This window comes from Pseudarthrobacter raffinosi (assembly GCF_023913835.1).
GTDB classification, from domain to species: domain Bacteria; phylum Actinomycetota; class Actinomycetes; order Actinomycetales; family Micrococcaceae; genus Arthrobacter; species Arthrobacter raffinosi.
The window spans coordinates 1-12,435 of the sequence record NZ_JAMXBG010000012.1; the positions used below are offsets into that span (position 1 = coordinate 1).

General features: G+C 66.4%; 11 protein-coding genes and 1 riboswitch. Of the genes, 6 read left to right on the plus strand and 5 right to left on the minus strand.

Annotated features, from left to right (window positions below; all coding sequences use genetic code 11):
- Positions 1-232 precede the first annotated feature (232 nt).
- Complete coding sequence (locus NG697_RS12810; protein WP_445260450.1) at positions 233-1,594, plus strand: integrase core domain-containing protein; 1,362 nt, start codon at positions 233-235, stop codon at positions 1,592-1,594.
- Between the two features lie 157 nt (positions 1,595-1,751).
- Here the strand turns inward: NG697_RS12810 and NG697_RS12815 are convergent, their stop codons facing one another.
- The gene (locus NG697_RS12815) at positions 1,752-3,350 is read right to left on the minus strand and encodes an aminopeptidase P family protein (protein ID WP_252614426.1); all 1,599 of its coding nucleotides are present in this window, start codon (positions 3,348-3,350) and stop codon (positions 1,752-1,754) included.
- A gap of 71 nt (positions 3,351-3,421) precedes the next feature.
- Here NG697_RS12815 and NG697_RS12820 point away from each other — a divergent pair, with 71 nt between their 5' ends.
- Complete coding sequence (locus NG697_RS12820) at positions 3,422-4,270, plus strand: PHP domain-containing protein (protein ID WP_252614427.1); 849 nt, start codon at positions 3,422-3,424, stop codon at positions 4,268-4,270.
- Here the strand turns inward: NG697_RS12820 and NG697_RS12825 are convergent, their stop codons facing one another.
- From NG697_RS12825 to thiE, 4 genes are all read right to left on the minus strand, one after another.
- Entirely contained in the window at positions 4,271-5,143 is an 873-nt protein-coding gene (locus NG697_RS12825) for a DNA-methyltransferase (protein WP_104062147.1), read from the minus strand. It lies immediately after the preceding gene.
- 8 nt (positions 5,144-5,151) lie between these two features.
- Positions 5,152-6,846 (minus strand): DEAD/DEAH box helicase, encoded by a 1,695-nt coding sequence (locus NG697_RS12830; RefSeq protein ID WP_252598288.1) that lies wholly within the window; start codon positions 6,844-6,846, stop codon positions 5,152-5,154.
- A 292-nt stretch (positions 6,847-7,138) separates the two neighbouring features.
- Positions 7,139-8,638 (minus strand): RNB domain-containing ribonuclease, encoded by a 1,500-nt coding sequence (locus NG697_RS12835; protein WP_252598287.1) that lies wholly within the window; start codon positions 8,636-8,638, stop codon positions 7,139-7,141.
- A gap of 64 nt (positions 8,639-8,702) precedes the next feature.
- A complete protein-coding gene (thiE, locus tag NG697_RS12840; protein WP_252598286.1) occupies positions 8,703-9,479 on the minus strand; it encodes a thiamine phosphate synthase in 777 nt (258 codons plus the stop codon).
- 27 nt (positions 9,480-9,506) lie between these two features.
- Positions 9,507-9,627: riboswitch (TPP riboswitch) on the plus strand.
- On the opposite strand from thiE, the gene thiO reads away from it, so the two are divergent.
- The 4 genes from thiO (at position 9,618) to NG697_RS12860 (ending at position 12,417) form a co-directional block, all read left to right on the plus strand.
- Positions 9,618-10,964: a glycine oxidase ThiO gene (gene thiO / locus NG697_RS12845; RefSeq protein WP_252614428.1), complete on the plus strand. Its 1,347-nt coding sequence runs from the start codon at positions 9,618-9,620 to the stop codon at positions 10,962-10,964. Its footprint overlaps the riboswitch before it by 10 nt.
- On the plus strand, positions 10,961-11,197 hold the full coding sequence (gene thiS, locus NG697_RS12850) for a sulfur carrier protein ThiS (protein ID WP_058931870.1): 237 nt from the start codon (positions 10,961-10,963) through the stop codon (positions 11,195-11,197). Before thiO ends, thiS begins: the two co-directional genes overlap by 4 nt.
- A gap of 4 nt (positions 11,198-11,201) precedes the next feature.
- Positions 11,202-12,017, plus strand: coding sequence for a thiazole synthase (locus NG697_RS12855; protein WP_256472965.1), 816 nt, complete (start codon positions 11,202-11,204; stop codon positions 12,015-12,017).
- Between the two features lie 73 nt (positions 12,018-12,090).
- Positions 12,091-12,417: a 4a-hydroxytetrahydrobiopterin dehydratase gene (locus NG697_RS12860; protein ID WP_252614429.1), complete on the plus strand. Its 327-nt coding sequence runs from the start codon at positions 12,091-12,093 to the stop codon at positions 12,415-12,417.
- Positions 12,418-12,435: the final 18 nt, after the last annotated feature.

Sequence of the window (12,435 nt, forward strand, 5' to 3'; positions counted from 1 at the left end):
ACACGCCAAGATCAGGCAGGACACGGTCGGTGAGAAGGACATAGAGTGTGGTCAGGAGAGTGTTTAGTTCGGGGTTCACATACCGGGTTTAACACTCTCCTGTTATGTCGCAGGACATCGGTGACAGTTCTGCCTCAGGACAATAGTGACACTTCGGCCTTTCTTGGTGGTGACACTTCCAGAGGGTTAACGCGGCTTTGAGCGGCAGGGCGCGGGGCATGAAGAATGACTGGTGAATAAGAATGAGCCTGTCGATGCCCGTATCCGCCTTGCGATCGCCCAGTGGCCCGATGACGCGCCGCGCGGGTCCGTCACCTCGTTCTGCGTCGAGCATGGCATCACCCGCAAGACGTTCTACGCGATCCGTGCCAGGGCACGGAACGAGGGCCAGGCCGCAGCCCTGGAGCCGCGCTCACGCCGCCCGAAGACCTCGCCCACGAAACTCACCGAGGCCCTCAAACAAGAAGCGCTGAACGTGCGTGCCGCCCTGGAATCCTCCGGACTGGACCACGGGCCGATCAGCGTGCACGACAAGATGGTGTCCCTGAAAATGCAGGCCCCGTCCGTGGCCTCCCTGGCACGGATCTTCCGGGAAAAGAACGTGGCACGGCTCGAACCAAAGAAGAAGCCCCGGGCCGCATACCGCCGGTTCGTCTACCCCGCCCCGAACGCCTGCTGGCAGCTGGACGCCACCGAATACGTCCTCAGCGGCGGACGCAAGTGCGTGATCTTCCAGCTGCAGGACGACCATTCCCGCCTCGCATTGGCCACCCACGTGGCGGGCGGGGAAACTAGCGAGGCGGCCCTGACGGTCGTCAAGAAGGGCATCGCCGCCCGCGGGGTACCTCAAAGGATCCTCACCGACAACGGAGTGGCCCTAAATCCCTCACGCCGCGGATGGGAAGGACAGCTGGTCACCTACGTGACCTCGCTCGGCGTCGAGCCGATTACCGGCAAACCGTACAAGCCGACCACCCAGGGCAAGAACGAGCGGTTCCATCAAACCCTGTTCAGGTGGCTGGACAAGCAGCCCTTCGCCCGGTCCCACGCAGAGCTGCAGGCCCAGGTCGACCGTTTCGACCAGATCTACAACACCGAGCGCCCGCATCAGGGACTGCCGGGGCGCATCACCCCGCAGCAGTCCTGGGACGCCACGGTCATCGCCGAGGCGCCGAGGCCGAAACCCGTTCCGGTTCTTCCCGAGCCCCAGGGCCCAGGCCCGGTGTTCCCGCTGGTGGGTGCCGTCGAAGCAGCGCCCGACCCCGCCGGCGACGCGGCCGGGAGTATCTCAATGAACCAGCAACCAGAAGCACCTCCGGAGGCGGCATTAAGCACGATCACCGGCAGCATCGCCCATCCGGCAACCACTGGCAGCCGAAAACTGCGGGTCTATCCCAACGGCGTCGTCAACATCGGCAGAACACTGTTCTCCTTGACCACGGCGATGGGCGGCCGCATCGTCATCGCCGACTGGGACGCCGAGGGTATCGTCTTCGTCAGCACCGAGGGGGAAATCATCGTGGAGTACCTCTGGCCCCCGGAAGGCACTGCCTACATGGGCATCAGCAAGGCACGCGCCCGCTTCCGAAAATAGCCGCAGACAGGGGACCGTCACCGATGTCCGGAGACATGGAGTGTCACCATTGTCCTGAGGCAGAACTGTCACCGATGTTTCGAGACATCACAGGTTTAACACTCTCCGCCTGACTTTAAAAGCCTCCACACCGCCGCAGACAATCGGAATTACTCATCTAGCGGAAGTCTCCGCTTGCCAAACCACCGTCCAGCTCCTGGTAGATGCCTGCCATCCAGGACTGGACGTCGTCGGCCTTGCGGGGCAGCGCGGCGCTGAGGTTCACCGGACCATCGGCCGTCATGAGAATGTCGTCCTCGATCCGCACCCCGATGCCGCGGTACTCCGCCGGGATGGCCAGGTCCTCGTTCTTGAAGTACAGGCCGGGTTCGATGGTGAAGACCATGCCCTCCGTCAGGATGCCGTCGAGGTACAGTTCGCGCTTTGCCTGGGCGCAGTCGTGGACATCCAGGCCAAGGTGGTGACTGGTGCCGTGCGGCATCCAGCGGCGGTGCTGCTGGCCTTCCGTGCTGACGGCTTCCTCGACACTCACCGGGAGCAGCCCCCACTCGGCTAGACGTTCCGCCAACACATTGGTGGCCGCGGTGTGGATGTCCCGGAACCTGGCACCTGGCTGGGCAGCGGCGAATCCGGCGTCGGCAGCATCCAGGACCGCCTCGTAGACCTTGCGCTGGACTGGGGTGAACGTGCCGTTGACTGGCAGGGTCCGCGTGACGTCGGCGGTGTAGAGCGAGTCCGCTTCAACGCCGGCGTCCAGCAGCAGCAGTTCGCCGGCGTTGATCCTACCGGTGTTCCGCGTCCAGTGCAGGACTGTGGCGTTGTTGCCGGCGGCGGCGATGGTGTCGTAGCCGAGTTCGTTGCCTACCTCGCGGGCACGGGCAAAGAACGCGCCTTCCACCACGCGCTCGCCGCGGGCATGGGTCAAGGCGCGGGGCAGGGCCTTAACTACCTCCACGAAGCCCTCGACAGTCGCAGCTACTGCAGTCATCATCTGTTCGATTTCCCACTCATCCTTCAGGAGGCGGAGTTCAGACAGCGCTTCGGAAAGCTTTTCATCCAGTGCATCCAGGACAGCCAGATCCAGGTTGTCCGGGTCCTTGGCAGTGTTGTACCGGGCAGTATCCACCAGGGCGTCGATGTTCTCGTCCACCTTGCGAACCAGTCGGATGGAGATGCCGCCGATCTCCGGGGCACCCACGTTCTTGGTGATCGCCGATTCAAGTCCATCGATGTGGGCTGTGGCCAGGCCCAGGCGCGCTTCGAACTCGGCCAGGGTGGGCCGTGTACCGATCCAGAACTCGCCGGAACGGGAGTCAGCGTAGAACTGTTCGGTATCCCGGCCGGCCAGCGGACGGAAGTACAGCGTGGCACGGTGGTGACTGCCGCCGTCGCCCTTTCCTTCACCGGCCGGTTCCAGAATGAGCACGGCATCCGGCTCATGATCCAGGCCCAGTCCGGTGAGATGCGCGAAGCCGGAATGCGGACGGAACCGGTAGTCGCAGTCGTTGGAGCGGACCTTCAGCGGACCGGCGGGGATGACCAGGCGTTCGCCTTTGAACTTCTCTGAGATGGCCTTGCGCCGGGCCGCGGCGTAGTTGGCCACGGCGTCGAGCGCTGGTACGTGCTGCCCGGACGGCGCCCAGTTACTCGCCATAAAGGCCTTGAAAGCAGCGGAACTGGGCCGCTGAGAGCGGTTGTTGACGCGCTCGTCGAGGGGCTGGGAGACAGAGGTCGGGGTGTTTTCGGCATCGTTCACGGCACCATCGTCTCACCAGCACCGAGCCGGGGGCCAATACCGGCGCGGACGCGGTCAACTAGGCTGGGCAAGTGAGGATTGACCTGCATGCCCACTCGAACGTTTCGGACGGCACCGAAACCCCCGCCGACGTGATGGCTTCGGCTGCCCGGGCGGGCCTGGACGTGGTGGCGCTGACCGATCACGACTCCACGGACGGCTGGGCCGAAGCATCCCTCGCGGCGCTGGAAAACGGGGTGGCCCTGGTCCCCGGCATGGAGGTCTCCTGCCGGACCGCGCAAGGCATCAGTGTGCATCTGCTGAGTTACCTGCACGATCCTGCCCACCCTGGGCTGCTTGAAGAGATCACCAAGGCCAAGGACGCACGCCTAACCCGGGCCGAACGCATGGTGACCCTGCTCGCCGAAGACTACCCGCTGACGTGGGACGACGTCATCCACCATGTGGCTCCCGGGGCTACGCTGGGCCGGCCGCACATCGCTGATGCCTTGGTGGCGGCCGGTGTGGTGGCAGACCGCTCGGAGGCGTTCACGTCCATCCTGACGTCCCATTCGCGCTACTTTGTCCAGCACTACGCGCCCGACCCCGCCACCGCCGTCGAACTGGTCCGTGCCGCTGGTGGTGTTCCCGTGTTCGCGCATCCCGTGGCGTCCGGCCGGGGCCGGATCGTGGGGGAGCGCACCTACCGCGACATGATCGACGCCGGCCTGGCCGGCCTGGAGATCGACCACCGCGACAACCCCGAGGAGGGGCGGGAATTCCTCAGGGGCCTGGCAGCCAAGCACGGGCTGCTGATCACCGGCTCGTCGGATTACCACGGAGCGGGCAAACCGAACCTGCTGGGAGAAAACCTGACCACCGCGGATGTGCTGGCGCGGATTGAGGAACTCGGCACGGGAACCGCTGTGGTGCGTGCGTGATCAGTTGGGCGGGAACGACGTAAAGGTTGCCTTGGCGCCCAGCCGCTTGGCCATCACATCGATGGCCGGCTGGTTCTGGTCCACACACACGAACTTCCGGTCCAGTTTGGCCGCCACGGCGCCAAGGGTTCCGGAACCGGCGAAGAAGTCCAGGCACCAGTCACCGGGCCGGCTTGACGCCGACACCACACGGCGGATGAGGCCCTCGGGCTTCTGCGTGGGGTAGCCGGTTTTTTCCTTGCCTGTGGGGGAGACGATGGTGTGCCACCAGACGTCGGTGGGCAGCTTCCCGAGCTCCCGCTTCGCCGGTGTCACCAGGCCCGGCGCCATGTACGGCTCGCGGTCCACCTCGGCGTTGTCGAAGTGGTATTTCGCCGGGTTCTTGACGTACACGAGGATATTGTCGTGCTTGGTGGGCCAGCGGTACTTGGCGCGGGCACCGTAGTCGTAGGCCCAGATGATCTCATTGAGGAAGCATTCCCGGCCGAAGATCGCGTCAAGCATCACCTTGGCGTAATGGACCTCCCGGTAATCCAGGTGGAGGTACAGCGTGCCGTCGTCAGCCAGCAGCCGCCAGGCCTCCACGAGCCGGGGTTCCAGGAATGACCAGTAGTCACTGAAGGCGTCATCGTACCGGTGCAGGGCGCCCTTGATGGTGTCGTAGGAACGCCCCTTGAAGCCCACGCGGTCGCCGTCACCGTCGGTGTTCAGCACCATCCGGGTTTCCTGGCGCTTCTGGACCCTGCCGGTGTTGAACGGCGGGTCAACGTATATCAAGGTGAAGGCGCCGTCCGGCAGCGAGGGGAGGAACTCCGCGTTGTCCGCGTGAACCACCAGGTTGCTGCCGTCCGGCGCCCAGACGGTGTCAGTCATCGAGGCTGTTATGCCTCGGTGCTGCGCTGCTGCGGGCCGTTGTCGGCACCGGCCACCACTTCGCCGTTGCGGCGGCGGGTGCGGGTCCGGCTGCGGCGGGCACGGGGGTCCACTTCGCCTTCGGCCGGAGCCGCAGCAACCGGTTCGGGGGCAGGGCTGGTGCCGGCGGTCGCCGCATCAGAGGTACGACGACGGCGGTCACCGGAGCGTCCGCCGGGCTCGCTGGTGCGGCGGCTGCTGCTGTCGCGAGCACCGGAGCGGCCGGCGTCGCGGCTGTTGTCGCGCCCGCCATCACGGGCGCCGCTGGGACGGGTGTTCTTTTTGCCGGTCTCGCCCAGGTCCTCGAGGACCTCGGCGTCGACGCCGGCCAGCACGCGCTTGTTGCGGGGCAGGCGGCCCTTGGTGCCTTCCGGGATGTCCAGCTCTTCGTACAGGTGCGGCGACGAGGAGTACGTTTCCACGGGCTCCGGAACGCTGAGTCCCAGGGCCTTGTTGATCAGGCCCCAGCGCGGCATGTCGTCCCAGTCAACGAAGGTCACTGCTGTGCCCTTGTTGCCGGCGCGGCCGGTGCGGCCCACCCGGTGCAGGTAGATCTTTTCGTCTTCAACGCACTGGTAGTTGATGACGTGCGTGACGTCGTCGACGTCGATGCCGCGGGCGGCGACGTCAGTGGCCACCAGGACGTCCACCTTGTTGTTGCGGAAGGCACGGAGCGCCTGCTCGCGGGCGCCCTGGCCCAGGTCACCGTGGATGGCGGCGGCGGCGAAGCCGCGGTCCACGAGCTCCTCGGCAACCTTCGCGGCGGTGCGCTTGGTTTTGGTGAAAATGATGGTCCGGCCGCGGCCGCGTGCCTGCAGGATGCGGGCAACGACCTCGATCTTGTCCATGCTGTGCGCACGGTAGATGAGCTGACGGATGTCGCGCTTGGTGAGGCCCTCGTCGTCCGGATCAGCGGCCCGGATGTGGGTGGGCTGCGTCATGTAGCGGCGGGCCATGGCGATGACCGGGCCGGGCATGGTGGCAGAGAACAGCAGGGTCTGGCGGACTGCAGGGGTACCGGCGATGAGGGTTTCCACGTCCGGCAGGAAGCCGAGGTCCAGCATTTCGTCGGCCTCGTCAAGGATGACCATCTTGACGTTCTTCAGGACCAGGTGCTTCTGCTTGTAGAGGTCGATGAGGCGGCCGGGAGTACCGACAACTACCTCGACGCCGTTCTGCAGGGCCTCCACCTGGGGCTCGTAGGCACGGCCGCCGTAGATGGTGGTGATACGGGCGTTCCGCTTGCGGGAAGCGTTCTGGAGATCATTGGCCACCTGGACGGCCAGCTCGCGCGTGGGCACGATAACCAGGGCCTGCGGTGCACCCGGAACGGCGAGCTTGTCGTAGCCGGCGTCGTCCGGACCCACCACGCGCTGCAGCGCGGGAATGCCGAAGCCGAGGGTCTTGCCGGTGCCGGTCTTGGCCTGCCCGATGATGTCGTGGCCCGAAAGCGCCACCGGCAGGGTCATGGCCTGGATGGGGAAGGGGTGGGTGATCCCGGCGTCGGCGAGGGACTCCACGATGTCGGCGCGGACGTTGTAGTCAGCGAAGGATTTCTCCTCGATCTCGTGCGGCTTCTCGTCCGAGATGATGGTTTCTTCAGGTTCGATCGTCTCGATGCCGGAGTCGTCAGTCAGGATCTGGTGGGTATGCAATTCACTCACAGGGGAGTTTCCTTATTCATTCGGGCATTGGCGCTGCCTGCTCAACGGGCCGGCCAAAGTGGCCGTTCCGGAGCACGCTCGAAGCGCGCAAGCAAATCCAGTGGAAGCCGATCGCGGGCTATCAAAATGCTGGCACTGGTGACCAACGGGTGCATCTCAAGATCGCGTAGGGGCGGGCTTGTTGAATTCAAATCAAGGAAATCAACGACCGGGCATCCATATCTACTTCTTCAGTCTAGCCGCACGGACCCTGAATCCCGGCTTTGGGCCGATCAGGCAGCGCGGAAATCGTTCAGGCCAGCAGCTCGAAGTGGACCTCGCGGGCGGCGATATCGGACGAGATCAGGCGGACCCGCACTTTGGTGCCGGATTCCAGGTCGCCGCCGCACCGGGCCGTCACGGCGGGTTCGGCGATCTGGATGATCCCCGAGGGGCCGTTTCCATTTTTTGCGGCTCCGTTCTTGGTGCCGTTGCCGTTTTTCCCGTTGCCGTTGTCCTTCTGCGGCTTGGAGCCGGAAATCACGATCGCCTCGAACTCCTGGCCCACATGGTTGACCAGGAGTGCGGCCTCCACGGTATCCAGCGCCATGCGTTCCATCCGCGATGCCAGCTGGTCGGATCCGGCCATGATCTCCGGCAGGGACGGCAGGGCTTCCCGAGCCCAGGCCGGTACAGGCTTGCCATTGCTCAGGGCTTCGCAGATCACCAGGACAAAACGGTCGATCAGACGCCGGAGCGGTGCCGTGGTGTGGGCATAGGCAGCGCCGATGGCGGACTGGATGGCGTCTTTCGGGACTGTGCCGTCGAACGCCGTGTAGCTGGCACCGCGGAACAGCATGCCGGCGGAGTGCAGGATGGCCAGTTGCCGGGGTTCGGTCGGGTCAAGGCTGCGGAGGTATTCGCCGTAGCTGATCTTGCCGTCCCACGGCTTGCCCAATGCCTCAGTCTGGAGACGGAAGTGACGCAGGGAGCGCTCGTCCGGGGCGGGCATGGTGCGCAGGATGCCCACTTCTCCCGCCAGCATCAGGTCTGCCGCCGCCATCCCCGTCATCAGGGAGATCTGGGCGTTCCAGTCCTCCACCGGAAGCTGCGGCGCCGCGGCAATCCGGTAGCCGCCGTCGGGCAGCTGCACGATTTCCTGCTCGGGCATGTTCAGGCTGGCGCCGCCACGCTGCCGCTCCAGTTCAACGCGCTTGAGGCCCACTTCCTTCAGGAGCTGCAGGACAGGGCCGGCCGTCCCGGCGTCGAATTCGGCCTGGACTCCCTTGTAGCTCAGCTTGGCCCGGCTCCGGATGGTGGCCCTCTGGACGCTCACAGTGGAGACCTGCGCGGCGTCGTTCAGCCCGAACTCCCAGACGTAGGCGGAACACAGCTGGCCGGCCAGAAGGCTGCCTGCCCCTTCGCTGATGACTTCCGGGTGCAGCGGGATACGGCCGTCAGGGGCGTAGAACGTCTGGCCGCGGCGCCGGGTCTCTGCGTCCAGTCCGCCTCCAGGGCGGACAAAGGACGGCACGTCAGCGATGGCGTAAAGCACCCGGTAGCCAGTGCCCGCACGCTCGATGAACAGCGCCTGGTCCAGGTCAGTGGACGACGCCGGATCGATAGTGAGGAACGCCACTTCCGTCAGGTCAGCACCCGGCAACTCGTGCGCGGCCACTGCCGCTTCCGCGTCCCGGACCGCCTCCGCCGGGTAGGGCCCCGGCAGTTCCAGCTCGGTCCGCAGGGCGCTCAGCGCCGCCGCGAGGTCGTTCGTCTGCTCGTGGACATTGGGGGCCAACCTATGATGTGACACGAAAATCAGGTTAGCTCGATTTCCACGGATCGTGCACGCCCGCCGCACGCCACGCGGTGGATTGTCAGGATGCGCCGGCGTCCAGGGCCGCCAGAAGTGCCACGGCCGCCGCTGCGGGGTCCGAGGCTTCGGTGATGGCACGCACCACAACAATCCTGCCGGCGCCGGCCTCCACCACCTGCTCCACGTTGCCGAGATCGATGCCTCCGATGGCAAACCAGGGCAGCGTGGCCTGGGTGCCACCGGCAGCGCGGACGGCTTCGGCCGCGTACCGCACCAGGTCAAGGCCGACGGCGGCCCGGCCCGGTTTCGTCGGCGTGGCCCAGACCGGTCCTACGCAGAAGTAGTCCAGGCCGCCTTGGTCAGTCAGCCCACCGGACAGCCGGATGGCCCCTTCGATCTGCTCGGCGGTGTGCGTGGAAAGGCCGATCGCGGCTGGTGCCCCGAGCAGCGTGCGGGCGGAAGCGACCGGCAGATCCTTCTGCCCGATGTGGAAGACGGGGGCGCCGGACAGCAGCGCGATATCGGCACGGTCATTGACTGCCCACAGCTTTCCGTGGCGTTCGGCCGCGGCCTGAAGCACGGCCAGCAGCTCCAGCTCCTCGGCTGCCTCGATGGCCTTGTCCCGGAGCTGGATGATGTCCACGCCGCCGGCAAACGCCGCGTCCACAAACTCGCCAAAGTCCCCGCGGTCCCGGCGCGCGTCGGTGCACAGGTACAGCTTGACGCTGTGCGGGAGGCCGGTGTTTGTGCCGCCGGCGGGGTCTGTTCCGGTCAAGGATTCGGGAGCGGCGGAGGGGGCGGAGGGCGTGCCTGCAGCGGCGAAGGATTGCGCGTTCATGGAAACCAGCCTAAGTCCCCTAAACTGGGCGGGTACTGCGGGAGCCCGTTGCAGCCGTCACAAAGCGGCCGGGCTGAGAGGGCGTCAGAGCCGACCGCTTGACCTGATCCGGCTAGTACCGGCGTAGGGAAGGAACATATGCCCCCCGCAATAAGCAGCCCACCTGGGCCTGCACCAGCCAGCACCGCCGCCGTCCTGCATGCCGACGTGGCAGTCATCGGCGGCGGAGTCATCGGCCACGCCGTAGCCTGGGAGGCCCGACGATCCGGCCGTTCCGTCGTGCTGATCGATGACGCGCCCGGCAACGGCGCCAGCTGGGCAGCCGCCGGCATGCTGGCCCCTGTGAGCGAACTGCATTACCAGGAGGAAGACCTCCTTGAGCTGATGCTTGCATCTTCCGGCCTGTGGCCTGCCTTTGCGGCGGACCTCGCCCTGGCCGGGGCTGGCGATACCGGATATCTGACGACGCCGACCCTCGCCATCGGCGCGGACGCTGCGGACCGCCGGGCGCTGATGGACCTCCGGGCCGTGCAGCAGGCCAGCGGCCTGGTGGTGGAACCCCTGACTGTCCGTGAGGCCAGGACCAGGGAATCCCTGCTCAGCCCGGCCATATCCTGCGCCCTGGACATCCCCGCCGACCACCAGGTGGATCCACGGAAGCTGGTGGCGTGCCTCCAGGAAGTCCTGGCCATCCACGAACCGGGAGCAGGAACAGCCGTGGCAGGTGCCCGCGGGGGATTCGCCGTTGACCAACGGGCTGCTTCCCTTCTTTGGGAGGACGGCCGTGTCAGCGGGGCGAGGCTCGCCCACGGCGGAAGCGTCCAGGCCGGGGAGACCATCGTGGCCAACGGATTGCAGGCGGGGTCGCTGGATGGCCTCCCGGTTGGACTGCACCTGCCCCTGCGGCCCGTCTACGGTGACATCCTGCGGCTGGCTGTTCCGCGGCACCTGCGCCAGCTCCTCACCTCCACTGTCCGCGGAATGGTCCATGGTGTGCCGGTCTACATCGTTCCCCGGCAGGACGGCACGGTGGTGATCGGGGCTACGCAGCGAGAGGATGCCCTCGCAGGGACGGGCGACGCCGCTGTCTCGGCCGGCGGCGTCTATCAGTTGCTGCGTGACGCCCAAGTCCTGGTGCCGGCCGTCTCGGAGCTTGAACTCCTGGAATGCACGGCCCGGGCAAGGCCGGCGACCCCGGACAACGCACCTCTCCTCGGCCGCGTACCGGTTTCCGCACCAGGGAGGGGGAACGCGGGGAACGTTGCCGGGCTGATCGTTGCCACCGGGTTCTTCCGCCACGGAGTGCTGCTTGCGCCGGCGGCGGCGGCCATCTGCCGGGACCTGCTGGACGGCCGGACGGATCCTCGATGGGGGGCCCTCAGCCCGGCCCGCTTTTCAGGAAAGCACCACGTAGCCGGCACACAGTCCCCACCCAAGGACATCAGCAGCATGAAGGACCTCGACCCACAGAAGGAATCAGCATGAACATCACCCTCAACGGCTCGCGCCATTCCGTGGCGGACGACGCCTCCATCACCACCCTCATCAGCCAGATCACAGGCCGTCCGCTTGCAGCCAACGGCCAGGCAACAGACGGGCAGAAACTCGGCGTCGCCGTCGCCCATAACTCCGAAGTAGTACCCCGCAGCCAGTGGTTCGTCACGGCGCTCGCCGAAGGTGACGACGTCGAACTGGTCACAGCAGTCCAGGGAGGCTGACACCATGACAGTAACCAGCAATATCAGCACACAGAACTCGCCCGAGGCCGCCGACAGGCTGGTCATCGACGGCGTCGAGCTCGGCTCCCGCCTCATCATGGGCACCGGGGGAGCCCCGAGCTTGGACGGGCTGGGCGCTGCCCTGTTGGCGTCCGGAACCGAACTGACCACGGTGGCCATGCGGCGCTATTCGCCGGCCGAATCTGGGTCCCTTTTCCAGCTCCTGGTGGACCGCGGGATCCGGATCCTGCCCAACACCGCAGGCTGCTTCACCGCCCGGGACGCGGTCATGACGGCGGAACTCGCCCGCGAAGCGCTGGAAACCGACTGGCTCAAGCTGGAAGTCATCGCCGACGAACAGACGCTGCTGCCGGACGCCGTGGAGCTCGTGGACGCCACGGAACAGCTGGTAAACCGGGGCTTCAAAGTGTTCGCCTACACCAACGATGACCCGGTCCTGGCCCTGCGGCTGGAAAACCTGGGTGCCACCGCGGTCATGCCGCTCGGAGCGCCTATCGGCACCGGCCTGGGAATCCTGAATCCACACAACATCGAACTGATCGTCTCGCGCGCCTCGGTGCCCGTGGTGCTGGACGCCGGCATCGGCACGGCATCCGACGCCGCACTGGCCATGGAGCTTGGCTGTGATGCCGTGCTGCTGGCCACCGCGGTCACGCGTGCGCAGAACCCGGCACTTATGGGGGAGGCCTTCAAACACGCCGTCATCGCCGGTAGGCTGGCGAAAGCGGCCGGCAGGATTCCGCGCCGCGAGCACGCCCTGGCGTCATCGGCCTTGGAAGGCCGGGCAGAGTTTCTCTAGGCCGGCTTCCCCAGGCCAGGCGCCGTCGATCAAACGCCGGGGCGGGCTCACCAGACGAGCCAAGGAGGCCCCTGTGGCCGGCAGGAAAGACACACTCACGCGCGAGCGGATCAACGCCGTCCTCGCCGCGCTGCCCGGCTGGCAGTACCGGCTGGGCGGGCTGGTCGCTGTCTATAAGACGCCGACGGCGGCAGCCGCACTGGAGCTGATTGCCGCCGTCGGACGCCTGGCGGAAGAGCAGAACCACCATCCGGACCTTGAATGGCGCTACAACAAGGTGCATCTCCGCTACACCTCCCACGACGCCGGCGGCGAGGTCACGGAGCGGGATGCCGCTGCTGCGGCGGCTGTGAGTGCTGCTGCAGCCCGGCTCGGCGCCACTGCCCAACCGGTGGGTTAAACGACGGTGACCACCACC

What these genes read in the sequence shown, in the direction of transcription:
- thiS (WP_058931870.1), top strand. Translation starts at nt 10,961, where the DNA reads ATGAACATCACCCTCAACGGCTCGCGCCATTCCGTGGCGGACGACGCC.
- NG697_RS12855 (WP_256472965.1), top strand. Translation starts at nt 11,202, where the DNA reads ATGACAGTAACCAGCAATATCAGCACACAGAACTCGCCCGAGGCCGCC.
- thiO (WP_252614428.1), top strand. Translation starts at nt 9,618, where the DNA reads ATGCCCCCCGCAATAAGCAGCCCACCTGGGCCTGCACCAGCCAGCACC.
- thiE (WP_252598286.1), bottom strand. Translation starts at nt 9,479, where the DNA reads ATGAACGCGCAATCCTTCGCCGCTGCAGGCACGCCCTCCGCCCCCTCC.
- NG697_RS12825 (WP_104062147.1), bottom strand. Translation starts at nt 5,143, where the DNA reads ATGACTGACACCGTCTGGGCGCCGGACGGCAGCAACCTGGTGGTTCAC.